At 42.0% G+C, this 21,972-nt stretch carries 20 protein-coding genes and 8 pseudogenes; 20 read left to right on the forward strand and 8 right to left on the reverse strand.

Features of this window, described 5'->3' with window-relative positions; all coding sequences use genetic code 11:
* Positions 1-25: 25 nt before the first annotated feature.
* The 9 genes and pseudogenes from JCM19055_RS03145 (at position 26) to JCM19055_RS03175 (ending at position 7,811) form a co-directional block, all read left to right on the forward strand.
* On the forward strand, positions 26-754 hold the full coding sequence (locus JCM19055_RS03145; RefSeq protein ID WP_042358481.1) for an IclR family transcriptional regulator: 729 nt from the start codon (positions 26-28) through the stop codon (positions 752-754).
* A 15-nt stretch (positions 755-769) separates the two neighbouring features.
* Positions 770-1,596 (forward strand): annotated as a pseudogene (locus JCM19055_RS03150) (citryl-CoA lyase).
* Positions 1,593-3,019, forward strand: a pseudogene (locus tag JCM19055_RS03155) (aldehyde dehydrogenase family protein). Before JCM19055_RS03150 ends, JCM19055_RS03155 begins: the two co-directional pseudogenes overlap by 4 nt.
* A 15-nt stretch (positions 3,020-3,034) precedes the next feature.
* Positions 3,035-3,169: a hypothetical protein gene (locus JCM19055_RS28240; RefSeq protein WP_265181724.1), complete on the forward strand. Its 135-nt coding sequence runs from the start codon at positions 3,035-3,037 to the stop codon at positions 3,167-3,169.
* Between the two features lies 1 nt (position 3,170).
* A pseudogene (gene aroD / locus JCM19055_RS03160) lies at positions 3,171-3,808 on the forward strand (type I 3-dehydroquinate dehydratase).
* 84 nt (positions 3,809-3,892) lie between these two features.
* On the forward strand, positions 3,893-4,327 hold the full coding sequence (locus JCM19055_RS28245; protein WP_265181725.1) for an alcohol dehydrogenase catalytic domain-containing protein: 435 nt from the start codon (positions 3,893-3,895) through the stop codon (positions 4,325-4,327).
* Positions 4,284-4,814, forward strand: coding sequence for a zinc-binding dehydrogenase (locus tag JCM19055_RS28250; protein ID WP_265181726.1), 531 nt, complete (start codon positions 4,284-4,286; stop codon positions 4,812-4,814). The genes JCM19055_RS28245 and JCM19055_RS28250 overlap by 44 nt, the downstream gene beginning before the upstream one ends.
* A complete protein-coding gene (locus JCM19055_RS03170; RefSeq protein ID WP_042358482.1) occupies positions 4,811-6,574 on the forward strand; it encodes a thiamine pyrophosphate-binding protein in 1,764 nt (587 codons plus the stop codon). Before JCM19055_RS28250 ends, JCM19055_RS03170 begins: the two co-directional genes overlap by 4 nt.
* A 36-nt stretch (positions 6,575-6,610) precedes the next feature.
* Positions 6,611-7,811: pseudogene (locus tag JCM19055_RS03175) on the forward strand (CaiB/BaiF CoA transferase family protein).
* Positions 7,812-8,382: 571 nt separating this feature from the next.
* Here the strand turns inward: JCM19055_RS03175 and JCM19055_RS31145 are convergent.
* The 6 genes and pseudogenes from JCM19055_RS31145 to JCM19055_RS22525 all read right to left on the reverse strand — a co-directional run bounded on the left by JCM19055_RS31145 (position 8,383) and on the right by JCM19055_RS22525 (position 12,899).
* A pseudogene (locus JCM19055_RS31145) lies at positions 8,383-9,194 on the reverse strand (tripartite tricarboxylate transporter permease).
* Complete coding sequence (locus JCM19055_RS28265; protein WP_265181728.1) at positions 9,191-9,718, reverse strand: tripartite tricarboxylate transporter permease; 528 nt, start codon at positions 9,716-9,718, stop codon at positions 9,191-9,193. Before JCM19055_RS28265 ends, JCM19055_RS31145 begins: the two are co-directional and overlap by 4 nt.
* A gap of 192 nt (positions 9,719-9,910) precedes the next feature.
* Positions 9,911-10,366, reverse strand: a complete 456-nt coding sequence (locus JCM19055_RS22515; RefSeq protein WP_152549724.1) for a tripartite tricarboxylate transporter TctB family protein — start codon at positions 10,364-10,366, stop codon at positions 9,911-9,913.
* An 85-nt stretch (positions 10,367-10,451) separates the two neighbouring features.
* Positions 10,452-11,476: pseudogene (locus JCM19055_RS31150) on the reverse strand (tripartite tricarboxylate transporter substrate binding protein).
* Positions 11,477-12,058: 582 nt separating this feature from the next.
* The gene (locus JCM19055_RS03195) at positions 12,059-12,655 is read right to left on the reverse strand and encodes a CPBP family intramembrane glutamic endopeptidase (protein ID WP_052365850.1); all 597 of its coding nucleotides are present in this window, start codon (positions 12,653-12,655) and stop codon (positions 12,059-12,061) included.
* 37 nt (positions 12,656-12,692) lie between these two features.
* Positions 12,693-12,899: a hypothetical protein gene (locus JCM19055_RS22525; RefSeq protein ID WP_052365851.1), complete on the reverse strand. Its 207-nt coding sequence runs from the start codon at positions 12,897-12,899 to the stop codon at positions 12,693-12,695.
* A gap of 589 nt (positions 12,900-13,488) precedes the next feature.
* Between JCM19055_RS22525 and JCM19055_RS03200 the strand changes: the two genes are divergently transcribed.
* From JCM19055_RS03200 to JCM19055_RS03210, 3 genes are all read left to right on the forward strand, one after another.
* Positions 13,489-13,716 (forward strand): hypothetical protein, encoded by a 228-nt coding sequence (locus JCM19055_RS03200; RefSeq protein ID WP_042358483.1) that lies wholly within the window; start codon positions 13,489-13,491, stop codon positions 13,714-13,716.
* A gap of 242 nt (positions 13,717-13,958) precedes the next feature.
* Positions 13,959-14,741: a PhzF family phenazine biosynthesis protein gene (locus JCM19055_RS03205; RefSeq protein WP_042358484.1), complete on the forward strand. Its 783-nt coding sequence runs from the start codon at positions 13,959-13,961 to the stop codon at positions 14,739-14,741.
* A 2-nt stretch (positions 14,742-14,743) separates the two neighbouring features.
* Positions 14,744-15,049, forward strand: coding sequence for a TIGR04104 family putative zinc finger protein (locus JCM19055_RS03210; protein WP_042358485.1), 306 nt, complete (start codon positions 14,744-14,746; stop codon positions 15,047-15,049).
* A 193-nt stretch (positions 15,050-15,242) separates the two neighbouring features.
* Here JCM19055_RS03210 and JCM19055_RS03215 read toward each other — a convergent pair whose 3' ends face one another.
* Both JCM19055_RS03215 and JCM19055_RS25100 read right to left on the reverse strand, forming a co-directional pair.
* On the reverse strand, positions 15,243-16,061 hold the full coding sequence (locus tag JCM19055_RS03215; RefSeq protein ID WP_052365852.1) for a LysR family transcriptional regulator substrate-binding protein: 819 nt from the start codon (positions 16,059-16,061) through the stop codon (positions 15,243-15,245).
* Between the two features lie 22 nt (positions 16,062-16,083).
* Entirely contained in the window at positions 16,084-16,203 is a 120-nt protein-coding gene (locus JCM19055_RS25100) for a LysR family transcriptional regulator (protein ID WP_081833402.1), read from the reverse strand.
* A 165-nt stretch (positions 16,204-16,368) separates the two neighbouring features.
* On the opposite strand from JCM19055_RS25100, the gene JCM19055_RS03220 reads away from it, so the two are divergent.
* From JCM19055_RS03220 to JCM19055_RS03245, 8 genes and pseudogenes are all read left to right on the forward strand, one after another.
* Complete coding sequence (locus tag JCM19055_RS03220) at positions 16,369-16,716, forward strand: hypothetical protein (protein ID WP_052365853.1); 348 nt, start codon at positions 16,369-16,371, stop codon at positions 16,714-16,716.
* A 15-nt stretch (positions 16,717-16,731) separates the two neighbouring features.
* A pseudogene (locus tag JCM19055_RS31155) lies at positions 16,732-17,498 on the forward strand (ATP-binding cassette domain-containing protein).
* Between the two features lie 21 nt (positions 17,499-17,519).
* Positions 17,520-18,653 (forward strand): LLM class flavin-dependent oxidoreductase, encoded by a 1,134-nt coding sequence (locus JCM19055_RS03230; RefSeq protein WP_042358487.1) that lies wholly within the window; start codon positions 17,520-17,522, stop codon positions 18,651-18,653.
* Positions 18,650-18,802 (forward strand): hypothetical protein, encoded by a 153-nt coding sequence (locus JCM19055_RS26970; protein WP_193745283.1) that lies wholly within the window; start codon positions 18,650-18,652, stop codon positions 18,800-18,802. Before JCM19055_RS03230 ends, JCM19055_RS26970 begins: the two co-directional genes overlap by 4 nt.
* A complete protein-coding gene (locus tag JCM19055_RS03235; protein ID WP_052365854.1) occupies positions 18,792-19,625 on the forward strand; it encodes an aliphatic sulfonate ABC transporter substrate-binding protein in 834 nt (277 codons plus the stop codon). The genes JCM19055_RS26970 and JCM19055_RS03235 overlap by 11 nt, the downstream gene beginning before the upstream one ends.
* Entirely contained in the window at positions 19,615-19,767 is a 153-nt protein-coding gene (locus JCM19055_RS28280) for a hypothetical protein (RefSeq protein ID WP_265181731.1), read from the forward strand. The genes JCM19055_RS03235 and JCM19055_RS28280 overlap by 11 nt, the downstream gene beginning before the upstream one ends.
* 124 nt (positions 19,768-19,891) lie before the next feature.
* Positions 19,892-20,416, forward strand: a complete 525-nt coding sequence (locus tag JCM19055_RS03240) for an ABC transporter permease subunit (RefSeq protein ID WP_370542967.1) — start codon at positions 19,892-19,894, stop codon at positions 20,414-20,416.
* A gap of 59 nt (positions 20,417-20,475) precedes the next feature.
* A pseudogene (locus JCM19055_RS03245) lies at positions 20,476-21,761 on the forward strand (LLM class flavin-dependent oxidoreductase).
* Positions 21,762-21,972 lie beyond the last annotated feature (211 nt).

Genomic DNA, 21,972 nt, shown 5'->3' on the forward strand with positions numbered 1-21,972 from the left:
GGAACATCAAAAAGGCGGGTTATGATTGGAAAAGAAAGATTCTTTGCGAACTGTGCAACGAGCGTTGGACATTCTAGATTGTTTTTCAATGGAAAAACAAGAGTTAACGTTGACAGAAATATCAAACATGATTGAGTTAGCTAAATCAACGACGACTAGGATGCTCTCTACGTTGGAAACAAACGGCTTAATTATTAAGAATGAGAGTACGATGAAATACAAACTTGGTCATAAATTGTATTATTTGGGTTCAATTGCTGGGAAGTCCTTTGATATTAAAGAAGTCGCAAAGCCTGTTATGTCAAGGCTACGTGAACTAACGTCCGAAACGGTAAACTTGTATACGATTGCTAATGACCGCAGAATTTGTATCGAACAATTCGAAGGGTTTCGCCCCCTTCGCCATCTCGTGTCGTTAGGACAACCATTGCCTTTGTTTGCTGGCGCCGGGGGGAAGGTGTTACTCGCTTATCAAAGCCCTGCATTCCAGGAACGAATCTTTAAACAGATGAATAATCCTGAGCGACTGGAAGTTCTAAAACGTGACTTAAAACAAATCAAAGAACAGGGTTATGCTGTGACCCATGAAGAAAGAGAACAAGGATTGTCGGCCATTTCGGCTCCGATTTTTAACCAAGATGGTGAGGTTCACTATTGCATCTCGATCAGTGGTTTAGCTCAAAGATTTACAGAAGATAATGTGGATAACTACCTAGCAAGCCTAAAAGAACTTGTACACCAGTTATTAAGCTAGAAAGTGGGGATATCTATGAGTCGTAGTGCATTGGAAGCCTATTCAAATGGCGGTGCATGGTGGGAGACGAGTATTAGTCAAATTAATAAAAATGAAATTATAATACGCGGAGAGCGTGTTGAAGATTTAATTGGTAATGTTTCATATACCCAAATGTTATTTTTTTTACTTTGTGGAAAGCATTTGACAGAGGTGCAAGCAAATTTGTTTGAAAGTGTTCTTGTTGCTGGAGCAGATCATGGGCCTCGTGCTCCCTCTATTGCAGCAGCACGTATGGCGGCAACATGTGGAGTATCTTTTAATTCTGCTGTTGCAACCGGCATGAATATGCTCGGAGATGTTCATGGAGGAGCGGTAGAGGAGGCAATGAGTATCCTCTATGAAACGAAAGAGAATCTTGTAAACAATGAAAATGCCATAGATGAAAAACTCACGGAAATTTTTAGTCGTAAAGGAAAGCTGCCTGGTTTTGGGCATCAACTACATGATAATGATCCACGTGTCAGCAGGCTTTATACGTTATCAGAACAGTTAATTTCCAGCGGAGAGATTAGTGGTTCATACTTAGAAATTTTAGCAAATTATCGTGATCGCCTTTCAGAACGAAAAGGTCGAAACATGACAATCAATGTGGACGGCATCTCTGCGGCTATTCAATGTGAACTTGAAATCCCTGCTGAAGCGGCAAAAGGTATCTTTGCTCTTTCACGAGGATGGGGATCGTTGCTCACGCTTATGAAGAATTAATGAGCGGAGTTCGAATTAAAGGACCTTGTCCGAATGAAGAGCACCTCGTTCGATATACAGGCGTCCAAAAACAGAATGGGGGAGAGCGATCATGAGAAAAGCACAATCGTTTATTCAAGGACAGTGGGTTGAAAAGAATACAGAGGGTGTCGATATCGTAAACCCCTACAACGGTAAAGTGATTGGCAAACAGTGGAGGCAGAACAAGAAGAAGTTGAGCAGGCACTAGCCAAAGCGTATGAAGGAAAGAAATTCGTAGCTGGACTCTCTGCTGCAAAGCGGGCAGAGATTTTGAAAAAGTCTGCACATCTGTTAGCGGAACAAAAAGAGACATTTGCCAAACTCATTTCTTTGGAAGTAGGAAAAGCTTTAAAGAATACGCGTGATGAGGTTTCTCGCTCTATTGAAACACTTGAGCAGTCTGCTGAAGAGGCAAAGCGTTTAATTGGTGAGACAATTCCGGGAAATGCATCTGAACGGGGTAAGAACTCAATGGCACTAACCTTTCGAATACCAGCAGGCGTTATCGCTGCCATTACACCATTCAACGCCCCGCTTAATCTCGTTTGTCATAAGGTCGGACCGGCTTTTGCTGCGGGTAACGTCACATTGTTGAAACCAGCACCACAAACGACACTCATTGCTACTGCATTTGTCGAATTAATGGTAGAAGCAGGAATGCCAAAAGAAGCATTGCATATGGTACTTGGTGGAAGAGAAGTTGGTGAACAAATTGTTTCAGATGGGCGCACGAATATTATCTCATTTACAGGCGGTGTCCCAGCAGGTCAGCAAATTTCTAAAATTTCTGGAATGAAGAAAGTACTACTTGAGCTTGGTGGGAATTCGGCAACGATTGTTCACTCTGATGCAGATGTGGAAAGAGCAGCCACATTAAGCGTGAAAACTGGGTTTAGCAACTCTGGTCAAAGCTGTATTTCTGTTCAACGCATTTATGTTCATGAACAAGTTATTAAACAATTTGTAGAAAAAGTCCAAGTAAAAGTAAGTGAACTCAAGCAAGGTGATCCTCTCGATGAAACAACAGATGTAGGATGTGTTGTTGATGCAAACACGGGTAAGAGAATTGCAACTTGGATTGAAGAAGCAGTTTCAGACGGTGCTGAATTAATTGCAGGAGGTGGAGTAGATGGAGCGGCAGTTCAGCCTTCTGTTCTTTATCGTCCGAAACCGACGAGCAAGGTTGTGTGCAACGAAGTGTTTGGACCACTCATCAGCATTCTCCCTTATAGTGATTTAGATGCTGTAATTACAGAAGTAAATGATTCCGAATTTGGCTTACAAGCTGGTATTTTCTCAAACTCTATGGGTGTGATTAGAAAAGCCGCAATCGAATTGGACATGGGCGGGGTTGTTGTCAACGGCACGTCGAACTATCGTCTTGATCACTGGCCATACGGAGGAATTAAAAATAGTGGACTTGGTCGTGAAGGTGCACGTTTTGCCGTTGAAGAAATGACAGAAATGAAAATGATTGTTCTACAAGACTTATTGTAAAAGGAGTTGTGAAACATGAAGAAACAGTTGAAATTGTCGATAGCTCAACATAGTGAGCAGAAGCGTCCGCTTATTTGTACACCATTGACGGGGGCCGATCGCAATTCATTAATGACACAGTTGGAGGTCATTGTAAAAAAAGAACCCTGACATGATTGAGTGGAGAGTCGATTTCTTTGAGAAGCTTGATGATTTGCAAGCAGTTAAATCAGTGGCTGAAGAAATCCAAAATCGCTCAGCTCACATTCCGATCCTTTTTACTCGTAGGTCGACTCGAGAAGGTGGAGAAGAGATTACAATTAGCGAAAAGCAAGTGTTTGATATGTATGAAGCAATAATTGCGAGCAACACGGTAGACCTCATCGATGTTGAGCTTAGCGCAGACCAAGTGGATATAGATAGAGTAAAGAGGTTGGCAGAAGACCATCAAGTGCAATTATTAATGTCTTATCACAACTTTTCAGAGACACCGAGTGTAGAAGAAATCTACAACAAATTGAAAGAAGCAGAAGAACAAGGTGCGGATATTGGCAAAATTGCTGTCATGCCACAATCAATTGAAGACGTGCTGATCTTATGCAAGCGACGACGAAAGCTTCCAAACACCTTTCAATTCCAATTGTCACGATGTCAATGGGACGCCTCGGAGCACTTTCCCGAATGATGGGTGGAGCCTGTGGTTCAGCTATGACCTTTGCTGTCGGTAGTGCAAGTTCGGCACCTGGGCAAATGCCGATTGAGCAGCTCAATGCTGTCTTGCAAGTGATTGAAGATGTAATGGGGGAATGACATTGTGAGTGAGTTATTTATTGCTGAACCGAATTCTTTAGTTCTTAGAGAATCTGAACCACTAGCCGTGTAGCGGCTAATGAAGTGAAGATACGTGTGACTTATGGTGGGATTTGTGGTTCTGACCTATCTGTGTACCGTGGAAAAATACAACATGCGACATATCCTGTGAGACCTGGTCACGAACTTGTTGGTGTTGTCAAAGAAGCCGGTAGCATTGCGAACGTTACGGAAGGAACAAGAGTCGTTGTTACACCGAATACATTCTGCGGGGAATGTGAGTATTGTTTGAATGAACAAGAAAATATATGCCCAAATAAGAAGTCAATCGGGATAAACGCCGATGGTGGGTTTTCTCATGAATTTATTATTGATGCTCGCTATGTTATTCCGATTCCAGATGAAGTTTCCGATGAAAAAGCCGTACTGATTGAACCTTTGGCAGTTATTGTTCACGGCCTCAAAAAAACTCAATTTGAGAAAAGGGAATTCAGTACTCGTCATTGGTTGTGGGACTGAAGGATTGTTAACAGTTGCACTTGCCGATTACTTAGGAGCTGACGTCACAGCAGTAGATATTAATGTAGATAAACTAGAAATGCTTAAATCTTTCCCGCATATTCAAGCAACGCATCCAAACGACATTGAACCTGATACCTTTGATTATGTCGTCGAAGCTGCGGGAACTCCTCAGTCGGTGCAATCATGTTTTCGTTGGCTAAAACCGGGAGGATCTGTACTTTTAATTGGTATCACCAACGCTTCAGAATTGCCAGTTGGCCAAATTGTAAGAAAAGAACAGACGATTTACGGAAGCATCATTTATCGATTCCCTAAAGATTTTGCAGAGAGCATTGAATATCTTTCAGACGAACGATTTGATCCAACAGTGTTTATTTCAAAAATTTTACCGTTAGAGAATTATGAAGAAGCGTATGAACTTGCACTTTCAGGTAACTTTGCAAAAATTATCATTGATTTTCAAAACAAGGGGGAACAACCATGAAGAAACTCATTTCGACTCAATTAGTTAAATATTTAGAAGATCGGAATGTTGAGCATATATTCGGTTTATGTGGACATACAAACATTGCCGTATTATCAGAGCTTGATAAAAGCTCCATACAATTTATTAATGTGCGCCATGAACAAATTGCCGCGCATGCTGCAGATGGGTATGCACGTGCTAAGAAAGAAACTGCAGTCGTATTAAGTCACTTAGGACCTGGCTTGACTAATGCGGCTACTGGGGTTGCTAACGCAGCGCTCGATTCGATTCCAATGGTTGTAATCGCAGGTGATGTGCCGAGTCATTACTACGGGAAGCACCCACACCAAGAAGTGAATCTTCATGCAGACGGTGCGCAATACGAGATTTATCGTCCTTTTGTCAAACGTGCTTGGCGTGTAGATCGTCCTGACCTATTCCCAGAAATCTTACAAAAGGCGTTCCAAGTAGCAGAAAGTGGTCGTCCGGGGCCTGTTCTCGTATCCGTTCCAATGGATATTTTCTCTAAAGAGGTAGAGACTAGTCTTTTTGAAAATCTCCAGCATCACACCCGTGTAATCGAGAAGCCATCACTTGATGAAGAAACAGCAGAGCACATCGTTAAGACATTGGCGGAGGCGAATCGCCCTGTTATTTATGCAGGTGGTGGTGTCGTATTGGCAGATGCCACGGAGGAAATTCGTGAGTTCGTCGATCATATGAGTATACCGGTTGCTCACTCTTTAATGGGTAAAGGTGTGTTACCAGATGATCACCCGCTTACTTTAGGAATGACAGGTTTTTGGGGTACTAAATTCATCAATGATCAGACAAAGAATGCAGACTACCTTTTTGGGTTAGGAACGAGCTTTAAAGAAGCAGACAGCAGTTCATGGTACCCGGGCGTGACATTCGAGATCCCTAAAACGAAGCTTATTCAAATTGATATTGATCCGAATGAAATTGGACGTAATTATCCAGTAGAGATTGGCGCAATTGCAGACTTGAAGCGAGCTTTAACGGCCTTAATCCGTGTTGCAAAACGTCTATACCCAGAAGGAATTCAACGAAATGAACAATTAAAAGAAGACATTCAGACATATCGAAAAGACTTGCGTGAGCGTATTAGTGACAATGTGAATAGCAATTCCTTTCCAATGAAACCAGAGAGAATTTTGTCAGATGTACGAGAAGTATTGCCACGTGATGCTTTTATTACAACAGATGTGGGATGGAACAAAAATGGGGTAGGACAACAGTTCCCAATTTACACACCAGGATCTATTCTCACACCAGGTGGTTTTGCAACGATGGGATTTGGCTCAAGTGCCGCGCTTGGGGCAAAAATTGCCCGCCCGGACCGTGTTGTCGTTTCTCTAATCGGCGATGGTGGTTTCGGTCAGAACCCGGCAGTCTTGGCAACGGCAGTTGAAGAGAACATTCCAGTCGTATGGGTGGTCATGAATAATAGTGCATACGGCACGATCGCCGGCTTGGAAATGGCTCATTATGATACGACATACGGAACATTATTTAAGAAAAACGGCGAAACGTATACACCTGACTTTGCTGCGATTGCAAAAGGGTTTGGAGTTAAAGGGATAAAAGTAAAGAGAGCAGAGGAATTCAAGGATGCAGTCAAGGAAGCTATAGAAGCTAATGAGCCTGTTCTAATTGATGTTGCCATGAGAAATGAGCCTGTACCAACAGATGGTCAATGGAATATTAATGATATTTATTCACCAAACAGTACCAAATCACACGTTAGCATTCCGTAATGATTGCTCGGTAAATAGAAAGGAGCTATTAAATCCATGGTTAAGACACCTTTAGAAGGGGTTACCATCCTTGATGTTTCGACAATGATTGCAGCACCTTACGGTACGGCGCTTCTTGGGGACTTTGGAGCAGATGTAATCAAAGTTGAAATTCCAGGAAGGGGAGACACCTCTCGTAGCGTCGGTCCATTCTCAGAGGACGGGGAACCACTTCGATGGCCCGGGCTTTCAAGGAATAAACGCTCACTGACACTGGACCTTCACCAAACAGAAGGCGTAACAATTTTAAAAAAAAGCTTGCTAAAAAAGCAGACATTCTCGTTGAAAACTTTCGACCAGGAACCCTTGAGAAGTGGGGTGTTGGTTATGACGTACTTAAAGAAGAAAATCCTGACTTAATAATGATTCGTGTATCCGGTTATGGCAGACTGGGCCATATAAAGAAAAAGCAGGATTTGGTACACCTGCAACAGCATTTAGCGGCTACACATACCTTCAAGGATTTACCGATCGTCATCCGGTCAGTCCGCCATTTTCTTTAACGGATTACATTTGCGGTATCTACGTTGCGTTTGCCGCGGTTACTGCTTTGTACAACCGAGATATATCTGAAGAAGGTAGCGGCCAAATGGTCGATATAGCCTTATATGAAACGGTGTTCCGAATGATGGAGTTTCTTGTGGCAGAATACGATCAGCTTCAAAAAGTGCGCGAACGTGCTCCTGGTCTTCATGGACACTCCTCACCTTCAGGGACGTTTAAAACAAAAGACGGTCATTGGGTTGTACTCGTGACGAGTACTGATACGACATTTAACCGTTTGGCTGATGCGATGGATAGGAAAGATATGTTGGAAGACCCCCGCTATTATACAAATTCTAAACGACTCGAAAACAACGATGAAACGAATGAGATTGTAGGGGCGTGGATTGCCACGAAAGAACGCAAGGATTTACTTGAACAATTAGATCAATTCGGTGTTCCGGTTAGTCCTGTGATGAGTATTGAAGATATATTTAATGATGAGCAGTATAAGGCAAGAGAGAATATCGTTCAAGTTAATCATCCACGACTTGGGACTATAAAAGTTCCGGGAATTATTCCAAAGTTTGAAAAGACACCAGGTAGCATTCGAAGCATCGCCCCCGATCTTGGTGAAAATAACGAAGAAATTCTTACAGATATAGGTTTAACTGTAGATGAAATCGTGCAATTAAGAACGAAGAACGTGATATAAGTAGCGTTTATAGATACGTGCTGAACGACAATTCACCCTAAACACGTTATATTACTTTTGAGACGAAGCTGAAATATGACCGCTACTATTAAAGCTTCATAAGTGCAAAGGTCATATAACATGGAAAATCCGAACGAATTCACATTCTATTAAGTAGAATAATGAATTTGTTCGGATTTTCTTATTTCAAGGCTATCTAACGTAGCGATCAAAGAGTACGGCCTCTTACTTTCTGTCATACAGGCAGACATTAGATTTACCACGATTACTTATCATATCTATGCATTACAGGCACGTTTTTGAATGGCAATATTGTCAATACAAGTTGGATGGAATAGAAGTATTGAACAAGCAGAATTTGAAATGAGGATGTTTTATAAGGGTTTAAGTTGAAACAACCTAACTATATGTCGAGAATGCACACATAGTTGAGGTAAGCTAACCGTATCAACAAATCTGGAAAGTTCGAAGAAAAGTGAGCTGAATGTTAATGATACGATTATGCAAGAAAAATGCTACAAGAGTATACATCCCATACTCTTGTAGCGTTTTGTTTTTAATGAGTCTATAGTTAAGCTTGCTGCTTCTTAGGAAAGACTCTTTGCTTTAGCTTTTTGTAAATCGGCGTTTGAGAAAAGATTGTAAATACGATAACAATTGTGAGCACAAGACTGATTGGATTTGTTACAAATCCTGATAGAAAATCGGGCATTGAACCGTTGGCAGACATATAAGCTCGTCTAAATGAAGTGTCAATTAGTGGTCCTAGTATGATGCCTAACACAAGAGGCGCAACTGAAAAATTATGCACTTTCATAAAGAATCCGATTAATCCAAATCCAAGCATCCAATAGACATCAGTTAGACTATAATTCATTGCGTACGAACCAATCACTGTGATAACTGCAATGATTGGGAGTAGAATTTGTTTAGGAACCGTGACAATTCGAATGAATATAGAGACGACCATTAAACCGAAAATGAGTAGGAATACGTTTGCAAGAATGGAGGATCCTACCATTACCCAAAAGAGGTCACCACTTTGAGCCATCAGCATTGGGCCCGGTTGAAGTCCGTGTATAAAGAGAGCGCCGATGAATATTGCAGTTACGGCATCCCCTGGGATCCAAGTGTAAGCATTGGAATCATTGCACCACCAATGGCTGCACTGTTCCCTGCCTCAGGCGCAATAACACCTGCATGAGCTCCCTCTCCGAATGGTCGATTTGGATTCTTCGTTGAACGTTTTGCATGATCATATGAAAGGAGTGCGGCAATTTCACCACCTGCACCTGGTAATGCACCCGTCAACACTCCTAAAATTGAAACACGCAAGGAGAGAGGTAGAAACTTAAAGATAAATCGCAAAGGTGGGATAATCATCTTTTTTTTAACTCAACTGGCTTCCCTTGGCGTTTAAGTTCACGCATCTGATAGAGGATCTCTGACATTCCGAAGAGACCAAGTAATGCTATGATAAAGTCCACACCATTCATTAATTGTAATGAACCAAACGTAAAGCGTGAACCTCCACCAATAGGATCCATCCCGATCAATCCAATGATAATTCCAGCTCCAGCTGAGAAAAGACCTTTTGCGATTGTTCCATTGCTTAAGTTACCAACTAGCAAAAGTCCGAGCATTGCGAGTAGAAAATAATCACGGTTTGCGAATTGTACAGCAAATGAGGCGACAACAGGAGCTGCGCTTGCTAGTACGATGACACCAATAAGTCCACCAACAAACGAAAAGATGGTTGTCAGAAAGAGCGCAAGACCGGCTTCGCCCTTCTGAGACATTGGATATCCGTCAAGAGATGTTGCAACAGAAGCAGGTGATCCAGGGATATTTACGAGAATGGCTGCTCTCGATCCTCCGTAAACCCCTCCATAATAAACACCGAGCATGAGCGCAAGGGCTGGTAGCATATCCCAAGAATAGGTAAGGGAAAGTAATAGGCGACGGCCATTGTAACGGATAACCCTGGAATTGCACCGATAAAGATACCTGCCAGTGTACCGGCAGCCACAAGTAAGAGCAGTTCCCAATCAAAAAAAAGGAATTAAAATTTGTTGTAAGAATTCCATTATGCTGGCTCCTTAGGGGAAGACAATGTTAAAAAGCTGTGAAAACAAGAAATAAATAATCATGACAGTAACAACAGAGACAATAATATTCGTGTACCACTTAATACCTTTAAGTAAATAGATGCTGATGATCAAAAACAAGATCGTGCTTATGAGAAAAGGCAAAAAGGATAGTGACAATACATACAGGACGATAAAGATAAAGTAAGAAAAGATAAGTAGGTAATCACTTTTGGAAAATGATCGTTCTTTCTCTTCATCAGTTTTTGTGGTTACTTCTTTTCTAAGGTCGTTAATGATGGTGACGATTCCACAAATGATGAGTACAATGGCAATGATTCCGGGTAGAAAACCACCACCTGAAGGGTTCAGCTGTTCAGTTCCCTGAATTAGAAGAGATTGGTATAAAATGACCAAGCTGACGATAATCATCACAATGCCGGGTAGCGTTCGTCGTAATGTAAGCATGTACTCTCGCGTCCTCACTTTTTTTGTAGATGGAATAAAAATAAATTGAAAGAGAGGGCGCACATCGCACCCCCATCTTTAGAATTTAATTAAGATCTTCAACTCTTGGGATCCCAAATTCTTCAGGTGAACTTTCAGTTGCACCTGCATCGTAGAGTAGCCAAGCCGACACCGCCTGTGTTTGTTGCATCCACTCGACTGCTTCATCACCGCTAATATTAATAGGCTCTGCGCCTAATGAGGAGAGAAGTTCTTGAAACGATTCTTCATCGACTGCTTCATTAAATGCATCAACCAGGTTTGATTTAATGTCATCCGGTGTATCTGGGTGGACAAATGCTCCGTAAAATGGTCCCCATGGAAGGTACTTGTCAAATTCAGGATATATATCACTTAATGCAGGAGCATCCCAAGCATCAACTTCTTCGTTATGAACAATTGAAAGCATTCGTATATCGCCAGCTTCAACATATTCTTGTGCACCTGCAACACCAACAACGGTCGCATCAATTTGATTCCCAAGCATTGCAGTAAACAATGGGCCGTCTCCATCGTATGGGACTTGGTTGAATTCAGTACCAAGCTCTGCGGAAAGCATTGAGCTACGACGTGTGGCAAGCCACCTTCGCCACTTGTTCCTAACGTTAAATCACCAGGGTTGTCTTGCGCATACTCAACGAGATCTTCTAATGTTTCGAATTCTGAATCATCTTTCACGACGATTCCTGCAAGACCTTGTCCAATAATATTGACCGGATAGAAATCTTCAATGTAATCTCTTTCAGATATACCTAGAACATTATAAATGAGTGGATTCTCTGCCCCGAACAGCACATTGTAGCCGTCTGCAGGCTGATCATACACATATTGAGTTGCAATTGCACCAGTAGCACCCTCCCGATTTTGCATGACAAAGGATGCATCCAAAGCTTCCTCAGCTTGAATTGCGAGACTGCGTGCAACATTGTCAGTTGCTCCGCCTTCACCCCACTGAATAATTCCATTAATGTCTCGGGATGGATAGTTACTTTCTCCAGAAGTCTCCGATGATTCACATGCACCGAGGACACTAACTGCCATCATCCCCATCAACAATCCAAACTTTTTCATAAAATAACCCCCTTCGTATATAAAGCGCTTACAAATATCGCTAATTGTTCCATTCAATGGAATTAAATATTGTATAATGGAACTTATGATTAACAGAATTGTAGCACTGTTTTTACATCATGTCACGAACTTTTTTTATGACCTGCTTAAAAGCGTTTGACAGCGAGTGGTAATCGATTTAAACATTGGATAATGTGGGGAGCTAGATAGGTAATTAGGAATAAAGTGGACAAGATTAATGCAGTAGGTAAAGAAATTATGATCGAAAATTCAGAAATACATAGCTAACAATTGTTAATTAGTTCTTTATTTAAATGAGCACGAACTATTATAGGAAGATAAAGAGAATTGAGTTGTACTCTTGGTTTAATTCTTTTAAATGCAATAGATGTAATACTAATTATGTAAATACTAGTATTAAGAGTGCTTTTCAATTATACCTTTATTTCAATTAATTTAAAATGAAGAAGTGTACGTGTTAGTTCTATCAGAATGATAGAATGCACAAATTGAATTTGCATTCTATCAAGATCTACAGTCACTAAAACTAACTGCACACAAAAATTTTGAGTTTTTGCGAATTCATTGTTCTAAAATAGTGTAAATAAATACTAAACCTTTTTTTCTACGCAACTTTCTAACGAGCAGTAGAAGTAACATGATGCCGATGCAACCATAAATCATCGTATCGATCATGAAAGTGGGACCTAAGTTTAGTTCAGAGGTGCTTTCATACGAGACGATTGGAGATACGCCGTATTCTACGGGCATGATTAAAAATCGTGCCATCATTAAGTAGCCCAAATGAAAACCGATGGCTGCCCAAAGACTTCCGGTATAGATTCGAATGAGCGCTAAGGCAATACCGAATACAAAAATTAGAATAAGGTGAGGTAGTTGCATGAAGAACAAATCGAATGTCGACATTCCAAAGAGCACTTGCAAGAAATTAACAGTAAGTGCCATAGCCATAAACGCAATTGTTTGAAAAAGTACGGCAAGAAAGACAGCAAACCGATGGTTTAAAGCATCGAAGATCAATCCCCGTAACGCCAATTCTTCTGGTAATGCTTCATAGAAAAAAGCAATCAATAGATTTAAAAGCAGTGCTCCAACCCACACACTTGGTACATTCCATTGATTAATTTCAACAAGGTTTAACGCACTTGTAATAAACAATCCGACGATCGCTAATCCTGCTGCTAGTATAAATCCACTAAAAAAAGTGATGGGCTCGTTTCATTGAATATGCCGGTGTTCTTGATGTAGGGAATGCTTTGTTCATTTTTTTGTATAAGATGAGAATCGTCGGTACAACAACCCCACTCATCACGACTGCATGAATAAGCTGCTGCCCGTTACCTGTGATTCCGAAATTCTCTGTTGCAATCGATCCGAAAAAAAGAAGCCAAAAACAGTCCAACCGTTACGGCTGCCCACCCTGTTAAAACGTAAAACCATGCGTTTTTCATTTGAAAGATCGCTCCTCATCTGTATAGTTGTATTGAATTTAAGAACATAAGTACATGGTTAGTATGGGGGCTATTCTCAGACTAATCGATAAAGTGGTCATAAGACGTATGCATAGCGGTATGAAAAGAGATTGATGTTGTAAAGCAGGTGTTTTCGGTTGCGAAGAGAACCGAAAGAGGTTTTTGCAACTTAATAAAGTGGTCTACAAGAACAAAGTAAGCATAAGCATACAGAGTTGAGGTTTGTTATGGTGGGGATATAAATAGATAAATCGCGGTCATCCAACTCATCACTTATTGTGGGACAATTTATAATTTGCGCCCAATTTATGAGTGGTCTATGTTACACTGCCCGTTCAGTCTTTTTTCAGGTGGTGAGAAAAGGTGATTCATGTTGGATGGTCTTCCATAATGCTAATCATTGTCATAATTGGTCTAATCATTTTGGGGTTTTATGGTCTGCTCAAAATGAATAGAAAATCATAATAACTTCCTCAAGGTTTGGATCTACAAGTTTAATCGCTGGATGAGGGGTGTCGTGTGTATATTATTTGTCGTGAACACAAAGGGAAACTTGAAGTATTAACGCATGCCAACCGAACAGACGAAAAACAGTATGAAACGAAACAAGAAGCGGAGCAGATGATGCATACGTTAAATGCGTACCGATTAAGACATTTTGCACCTTGGTTTTTACAAATCGTTTCAAACACAGTAGAAAAAAAAGGTCGATGCCCCGTCTTAGACTGTCTAGAAACCAAATGTTAATGAGGCGTAAGCGCAAACGACGAAGCGGCTTCTATAGCTAAGCTTGCCACGGGTGTTGCTTCACCTTGCACTTTGCGTGATTTAGGTTTCTGTTTCAGGATTTTTCGCCACGATAGTTGCTTTTCTATTGTTCACTTCGTTCAACTCTCTAAGAAGGTTTATAAACCTTCTTTTTTATATGCAATTTTAATATCTTAGCGTACGATAATAGAAAAGAAACGTTGAAAAGGATGGGACTGACGATGGATTATTACGTTGTAGATGCGTTTGCAGAAAAGGTGTTTGAAGGAAATCCAGCGGGCATTTGTGTGATGGACCGTTGGTTAGACGATGAGACGATGCAAAAGATTGCTATTGAGAATAACCTTTCCGAAACAGCTTTTACAGTGAAAGAAGGGGAAGTTTACCATCTTCGATGGTTCACACCAGGTGGGGAAATTGATCTTTGTGGCCATGCAACGCTAGGAACCGCTTATGTGATTTGCAACTATTATGAAGAAGATGCAACCGGTGTTACGTTTCTTACGATGAGTGGCGAGCTTCTTGTGAAGCGCAAAGGAGATCTTTATGAGATGGATTTTCCGAGTCGCATGCCAGAGATCATCTCCTCAACTGCTGAGTTGGAGGATGTTCTTGGATTTACGCCGCTTGAAGTCTACTTAGGAAGGGATGTAATGGTTGTCGCTCCTCATGAAGAACTTGTTGAACAATTCCGTCCGAACTTTGAGAAAATCAAGCAATTACCGGATGGAATTGGATTAACGATTACAGCATCAAGCACAACATATGATTTTGTTTCACGGTGTTTTTTCCCTAAATTACAAGTGAATGAAGACCCTGTATGTGGCTCGGCACATTGCAACTTCATTCCCTATTGGGAACAGCAACTTGGCAAGTCAGAACTTGTCGCTCGTCAATTGTCAGCACGCGGAGGCACGCTCTACTGCAAATCAGAAGGAGACAGAGTTAAAATTAGTGGCTTCGTTACCTTGTACTCAAAAGCTACGCTCTACATAGGGAAATGAGCATGCCAACATGTTGGAAGTGTGAAGTGGCAATGAGTTGGCGCCAGTGCATCGGGTTGTATCACCGGATTGACTGCTCGGCGTGTGGTACGAGAAATTATCTTTCGTCGAAGGCGCAGTGGAATCTAGCGACACCGTATATCATCGTGCTCATCTTGCAGACGGTTCTGAATCCATTTCTAGATATCTCGTTTACAAGTGGTCTACTCTTTATCGTCGTATATGCCGTGTTCATCCATCTATTTATTCAGCCTTTCTTGCTAGAATACAAGGAAGACAAACAGTATTTAATTGATGGGTTTAACTAATTGTTGACGTTTAGGGCTCGTTTTCGTGAATACAGAAGATAGTCGAACATTTAAGCCGAGGGCTACTTCGGTTTTTCGTTTCTTTGGGAAGAGTGTTGACGATTTAGCATACATAGTGAACTTCTCCTCTAAATGGTAGTGTTCTAAGTTTAACTGGAGTATCTGTATTTGCGATGTGGCTTTTGTAAAGATTCTATGAATAGAAGCGTAAAGAAACCCGGTTTGAGTCAGCCTCAAGTCGGGTTTCTTTGTGTCTAATCAATGAGTGTAGTGGGTGGTAGATCGAATGAATATGAGCGATGAATTGAGATAGCGCGGGGCTCGGATTTAAATTGGTCGTTTTTGTCATCATTCCAATAGGGAGCTGTCCATTGAAGTCTGCTATAGGTAAGTATCGTGTTTCAGTAAAAGGTGGCTTTGCAATGATTTCTGGAATGACTGCAATGCCAATACCGGATTCTACGTATGGTTTTAAAGCTAAGAGATTACTAATTTCAATGTTTTTGCTTACTTTAATGTCATTTTCTAGTAGCACTCGGTCGAGTGTCGCTCGAAATGGACACGAAGGGGTCGTTTGTAAGAGTGAATGACCGTGTAAGTCACGGAGTGAGACAGTATCTTTTGTTGCTAGAGCGTGTGAGGTGGGTGCTAATAACCCGAATTCCTCATTAAATAACCAAGAAAATGAAACGTCATCGTTGTATGTCGTTGGTGTCGTTCCAATTGCTACGTCAAGTTCTCCAGACTGTACGAGTTCTTCAAGTGCATTTGCGTTATGCACTTGTATTGAAAGTTTCATTAATGGGTGCTCTTCTTGAAAGGCAGCGAGAAGTTGTGGCAATCGAAAGCTAGCCGTGGGTTCCATCACCCCGATCGTAATAAACCCACTTTTTCCACTTTGTAAACTCGTCATCATTTCTTTCAACATATCAAAGTCTCGCAGGAGTACATCGCTTTGTTCATACAACAACTTTCCTGAACTCGTAAGCTTTAGTTTTGGCAGGCGTTCCAATAACGTGACGCCGAGTTCTTCTTCAAGATTTTTTTATGTGCATCGTTACCGTTGATGGTGCGTAATTCAACGTTTCAGCAGCTGCATGGAAGCTTCCTAACTTCACGATGGATTGAAATGTAATAATATTGCGAAGATCCAAATAGTATCACCTCTCTTAATTCCCTACTGTAAGCGTATTCGAATGAACCGTTCAGTAAAACTGAATTCCGAGTTTACTTATTTGAAATTGATTGTACAGCACTATTGACGTATATTCAATAAAACAGATCAATTTAATAAGAATTATATGAAATGTGGACTTAGAATGACGATTCTTGCTGCAGCACTTAAGGGAGAAGAAATTGTTCCAATTGTTGAAGGCGATTGGGTTCGAATTTATAACACGGAAACAAACGGGTTTGAAGATCATCGTAACCCTGCATTATCTGTAGAGGAAGGACGACGTGGAGAGGTATTAAAGTTCGTGAACAACTTCAACGTCACTGTCTTTTTAGCTCCACCTAATACGTTTTGTGAGCGTTCTTATGATAAAGCGAAAGAACAAGACATTCAGTTTGTCCAATTAAATCCGGGCACGTTGTTTCAGCAATTTTTAGAGTCATCGTATCAATTTAGCACGGAGCTTCCGCAAAAAGAGATCGTCCCTAGCTAAGAAAGGAGAATGAAGATGACCAACCAACAAAATGGCGTGCAATTATGCATTGAAAATATGAAAAAGAAGTTCGGCAGCACGGAAGTCATTAAAGGAATTGATTTGCAAGTTGATGCTGGTGAGTTTGTCGCAATTGTCGGGAAAAGTGGATGTGGGAAAAGCACGCTGCTTCGATTAATTGCAGGACTTGAAGAAAAAACGGAAGGCACGATTTATCAAAATGATGCGCCTTTATCTAAGGAAAATGACGATGCGCGAGTGATGTTCCAAGAAGATCGTCTACTTCCATGGCAAGATGTCCTCACAAATGTTGGTTTCGGTCTGCAACTCCAAAACGATTGGCAAACAGGTGCAAAACAATTACTTCAAGAGGTCGGTCTCGAAGACCATGCTTCTAAATGGCCTTCTCTTTTGTCTGGTGGCCAAAAGCAACGAGTAGCACTAGCGAGAGCACTTGCAGCAAACCCAAGATTATTGCTATTTGATGAACCACTCGGTGCCTCGATGCGTTAACGCGTATTGAGATGCAAGGTCTCATTGAGGAGATCTGGAAACGCAATCAATTCACAGCCTTACTCGTGACACATGATGTGAGTGAAGCGATTATGCTCGCGGATCGAATTATCGTCATTTCAGAAGGGACGATCTCTTATGATCGAGACGTACCCTTACCGAGACCTCGGGAGCGTAGTCATCCAGTATTTAAAGAAATTGAACGTGAACTATATGCAGAATTATTAGAAGAAAGTCACAAACAGCAGACGTTTGCAATGCAATCGTAAGGCAACGAAGGAGGAAATAACATGGTTGAATTTATAACGATGGCACCTACTTCCGGTGATGGGCGAGTCATCGCAACAGGAAATGCCGGTTGGACGAATGGAAAAGGGAAGACGGAACGGGAACCGACCTTTGAATACATTCGAGATATTGCGTTAGCAGCGGAACGCGGTGGATTTTCTTCACTACTCTTGCCTACTGGCGCAGGTTGCTTAGACTCCCTTGCGGTTGCTGCGAGCTTGAGTACTCAAACAGAGTCATTGAAGTTCCTTTTCGCAGCAAGGCCGGGTGTGATGTCGCCGTTTACGTTTGCAAAGCAATTTGCAACGGTAGATAACTGGTCTGGTGGTCGTGCGCTCGTGAATATCGTGACCGGAGGCTCACCAACAGAGCTTGCTGCTTACGGTGATTTCCAACCACACGACGTTCGCTATCGTCGTACCGAAGAGTACATTCACGTATTAAAGCGCCTTTTCACAGAAGAAAGTGTGACGCATAGTGGTGAGTTTTATGAATTGAACAATGCGTCACTCTTTCCAGAACTTGCGCAGTCTAAAGCGCCAGAAATTTACTTTGGTGGTGCATCGGAAACAGGGAGAAATGTCGCCGCCAAACAAGCGGATGTCTATATGATGTGGGGCGAAACGCTTGATAATACGAGAGAGACGATCACTGATGTAAAGGCAAGGGCAGCAAAGGAAAATCGAGAACTTTCGTATAGCGTTTCATTCCAAGTGATTCTAGGTGAAACAGAAGAACAAGCATTTGAAAATGCGGAACAGTTAATTAAGGATCTTTCGCCAGAAGCGTTGGAACAAAAACAAACGGATCGCAAGAAAGGTGATTCTGAAGGGGTACGAAGGCTTCACGATTTAATGGAGAACAGCAGGGAGAGCAACTTCCTACTCGCCCCAAACCTTTGGGCTGGGCTCACGCAAGTGTTATCGGGGAACTCCATTGCTCTCGTTGGAACACCAGAACAAGTGGCAGCACGAATTGTCGAGTATGTTGAATTAGGGTTCGATAAAGTGTTGCTACGTGGATTCCCTCACTTGGAAGTGATTGAACAAATCGGCAGGGAAGTTCTGCCTCTCGTACGAGAGCAACTAAAAAAAACCTGTATAGAGACTAAGGTAGGGTCGGAGAGGATGAGATGATGCGAAAAGCAACAGGTGCTTTATTGGGGATGATTACGTCAGTAGGTGTGCTTTTTGCATGTAGCCATGAAGCCACGACGCATTCGCAAGAAATGAATGAAGTCACAATCGGGTATCAAAAAAAACGCGATTACGCTCATGTTACGTGAAGATGAACAATTTCACGCTGATCTGGAGGCGCTTGGTTACTCAGTGGACTGGGCAGAATTCAACACAGGTAGCTCCACACTTGAGGCACTCGGAACAGAAAGCGTGGACATTGCAAATGCGGGCGACATACCTTCTCTTTATGCGATTGCGAACAATCATCCGATCCGATATATTGCCTCAACCGAATCAGCGCCACATAGTCAAGGTATTTTAGTGCAAAGGGATACGGATATTGAGGACGTGGGTGACCTTGAAGGAAAACGTATTGCCTTTAATCGGGCATCAATTGCTCATTATTTAACACTGAAGACGCTTGAACAAGAAGGTCTCAATTTAGATGATGTGAGACCGGTGTACCTTGATCCTCCTGACGCTATTTTAGCGATGGAACGAGGAGAGATTGATGCTTGGGTCGTTTGGGATCCGTATTTAGCAGCAGGTGAAGAACGGGGACATGAGGTGATCTCAACGTCAGAAGATGTCGTTGCGTACCGCTCGTTTTATTTTACGAATGAAGCATTTTTAACGGATCATCCAGAAGCGTTGGAAGTGTATGTTGATGCGGTCATTCGAATCGGTGAAGAAGTTGAAAAGGATCCTTCCATTGCAACACCGTTATTGTTTGAGGAAACAGGGCTGTCTGAGGAGACGTGGCACCGGATATTAGATCGTGGTATTAACATTGCAGATTACAATGGACCGGGTGTGGAAGAGGATTTACAGCAACAAGCCGACGATTTACTAGAATTAGGATTTATTGATGATCCTTTAGAAATGGATTCTTATATTGTAGAAGGGAAGGAGCTGTCAAATGACGAATAAAGCAATTAGTAATCATGGTCTTAAGCATGTGTACAAAAGCTCCATTGCCCCTTGGGTTCTGCCAATCGTATTACTCGTTGTTTGGCAAGTTTCTGTTTCTACCGGAGCGATGCAATTAATTGCAAGCCTTATGAAGTGCTGACAACGGCAATCACATATACCGTAAGTGGGAGATTTTTGAACACATCGGTGTTAGCTTCTTCCGAGCAGCAGTAGGGTTCTTAATCGGTGGGGGACTAGGCTTTATCCTCGGAGTGTTAAACGGAATGTCAAACTCATCGGAGCGGTATACCGATACGACGATTCAGATGTTCCGTAACATTCCAATTCTCGCGATGATTCCGCTCGTTATTATCTGGTTTGGAGTTGGAGAGACGGCGAAGATCTTTCTCGTGACGGCAGGGGTCATGTTTCCGGTCTATATTAATACATTCCACGGAATCCGTTCTGTTGATCGCGGGTTACTTGAAATGAGCCGTATTTATTGCATTTCGAAATGGCATTTATTTACGAAGGTGATCTTACCAGGCGCAATGCCATCCATTCTCGTTGGCGTCCGTTATGCACTCGGTGTGATGTGGGTCACATTAATTGTTGCAGAAACGATTGCTGCGACATCTGGTATCGGTTATATGTCGATGAATGCAAGAGAATTCATGCAGATCGATGTCATCATTCTCGCGATTTTACTTTATTCGGTATTAGGAAAAATCGCAGACACTTTGGCGAAGCTATTGGAGAAACGACTTCTTAATTGGCACCCAACCTATCAAAACTTACGAAACTCTTAACTTCTGAAAGGTAGGAACTTGTACTATGGATCGTAAAATGAACATCGGTGTTTTTTTTGATGGGATTTGGTCATCATATCGCTTCATGGAGACAACCGAACACACCAGCAGATAGTCCTGAAAACCTTGATTTTTACCGCGATGTTGCTCAAATTGCTGAGCGAGGGAAACTTGATATGCTCTTCGTATCAGACGGATTATCATTTAATCACTTATCACATCCGTCAGAGTTAGTACGCTTTGAACCGTTCACGTTACTCGGGGCGTTGAGTGCCATGACATCGAAGATTGGTCTGGCCGCAACAGCCACAACGACGTATAACGAGCCCTTTCATATTGCGAGAAAGTTCCTTTCGCTTGATCATCTAACCGTGGACGTACAGGTTGGAACGTCGTGACGTCGTATTATACGGGTGAAGCAGCGAACTTCAGTCAGAACATTCATATGGAACATAATGAGCGTTACACGCGCGCAGATGAATTTCTTGATGTTGTGAAGAAGCTTTGGGGAAGTTGGGAAGAAGGGTCGCTCATTCGTGATAAGGAAGCAGGCACCTACTTCGATTCAGAGCGCCTACATGAAACAAACCATGACGGTCATTATTTTAACGTCAAAGGTCCCGTAAATGCTTCAAGCTCTCCGCAAGGTGAACCCGTAATTATCCAAGCAGGGTCTTCACCGCAAGGTAAGGCATTTGCAGCTAAGCATGCTGAAGTGATTTTTACGGCCCAATTGACGTTAGAAGAAGGACAGCGTTTCTACGATGAAGTGAAGAAACTTGCAAAAGAAAATGGGCGCAATCCAGACGAAGTGAAAGTCTTACCAGGTGTGTCAATTTACGTAGCAAAGACAAAAGAAGAAGCGCAAGCGAAGTACGATGAATTGCAAGAACTCATCGTCCCAGAAGTAGGATTAGAGTTGTTATCAGAGTATATGGGTGGCTTTGATTTTACAAATTATGATTTGGATTCGCCGTTGCCAGAAGACTTGCCTGAATACAACGGCAACCAAAGTCGTCGGCAACTCATCCTCGATCTCGCTAAGCGTGAAAATATGAGTGTTCGCCAACTTTACAAGCATGTTGCTGGTTCAAGAGGGCACCGTATCTTAATTGGGAATCCCGAGCAAGTTGCTGACGATCTTGAGCGTTGGTTCAAAGAAGGGGGCTGTGACGGGTTCAACCTTTGCCCAGGTAACTATCCAGACGGGCTTTCAAGCTTCGTAGATCTCGTCGTACCAGAGCTTCAAAAACGCGGCATTTTCAGGGAAGAATACGAAGGAACAACGCTTCGCGACCACCTAGGTCTAGAAAAGCCGAAACCATCGGTCGTTGTAAATGCATAAAGCGCAATGTTGAGAGACAGTCCCTTAATGAGGGTGCTGTCTTTTTTTGGAGCTCGTTTTGGCGAAAGATTTTATCTGACTGATTTGAAAATTCCGCTTGTTCGTGTTACATTACGTTTACTCTGATTGGAATGGGTGGTTGTGTTGTCTGGCATTCAAGCGGGCGTTGCACTTATGCTTATAATCGCTATGATTGCACTGTTTTTTTTGC

Source organism: Geomicrobium sp. JCM 19055 (genome assembly GCF_000698185.1).
In the GTDB taxonomy this organism is placed as follows: domain Bacteria; phylum Bacillota; class Bacilli; order Bacillales; family Marinococcaceae; genus Geomicrobium_A; species Geomicrobium_A sediminis.

What these genes read in the sequence shown, in the direction of transcription:
- JCM19055_RS28240 (WP_265181724.1), top strand. Translation starts at nt 3,035, where the DNA reads ATGAAGAAACAGTTGAAATTGTCGATAGCTCAACATAGTGAGCAGAAG.
- JCM19055_RS03170 (WP_042358482.1), top strand. Translation starts at nt 4,811, where the DNA reads ATGAAGAAACTCATTTCGACTCAATTAGTTAAATATTTAGAAGATCGG.
- JCM19055_RS28265 (WP_265181728.1), bottom strand. Translation starts at nt 9,718, where the DNA reads ATGCTCGGTGTTTATTATGGAGGGGTTTACGGAGGATCGAGAGCAGCC.
- JCM19055_RS22515 (WP_152549724.1), bottom strand. Translation starts at nt 10,366, where the DNA reads ATGCTTACATTACGACGAACGCTACCCGGCATTGTGATGATTATCGTC.
- JCM19055_RS03205 (WP_042358484.1), top strand. Translation starts at nt 13,959, where the DNA reads ATGGATTATTACGTTGTAGATGCGTTTGCAGAAAAGGTGTTTGAAGGA.
- JCM19055_RS03210 (WP_042358485.1), top strand. Translation starts at nt 14,744, where the DNA reads ATGCCAACATGTTGGAAGTGTGAAGTGGCAATGAGTTGGCGCCAGTGC.
- JCM19055_RS03220 (WP_052365853.1), top strand. Translation starts at nt 16,369, where the DNA reads ATGACGATTCTTGCTGCAGCACTTAAGGGAGAAGAAATTGTTCCAATT.
- JCM19055_RS03230 (WP_042358487.1), top strand. Translation starts at nt 17,520, where the DNA reads ATGGTTGAATTTATAACGATGGCACCTACTTCCGGTGATGGGCGAGTC.
- JCM19055_RS26970 (WP_193745283.1), top strand. Translation starts at nt 18,650, where the DNA reads ATGATGCGAAAAGCAACAGGTGCTTTATTGGGGATGATTACGTCAGTA.
- JCM19055_RS03235 (WP_052365854.1), top strand. Translation starts at nt 18,792, where the DNA reads ATGTTACGTGAAGATGAACAATTTCACGCTGATCTGGAGGCGCTTGGT.
- JCM19055_RS28280 (WP_265181731.1), top strand. Translation starts at nt 19,615, where the DNA reads ATGACGAATAAAGCAATTAGTAATCATGGTCTTAAGCATGTGTACAAA.
- JCM19055_RS03240 (WP_370542967.1), top strand. Translation starts at nt 19,892, where the DNA reads ATGTCAAACTCATCGGAGCGGTATACCGATACGACGATTCAGATGTTC.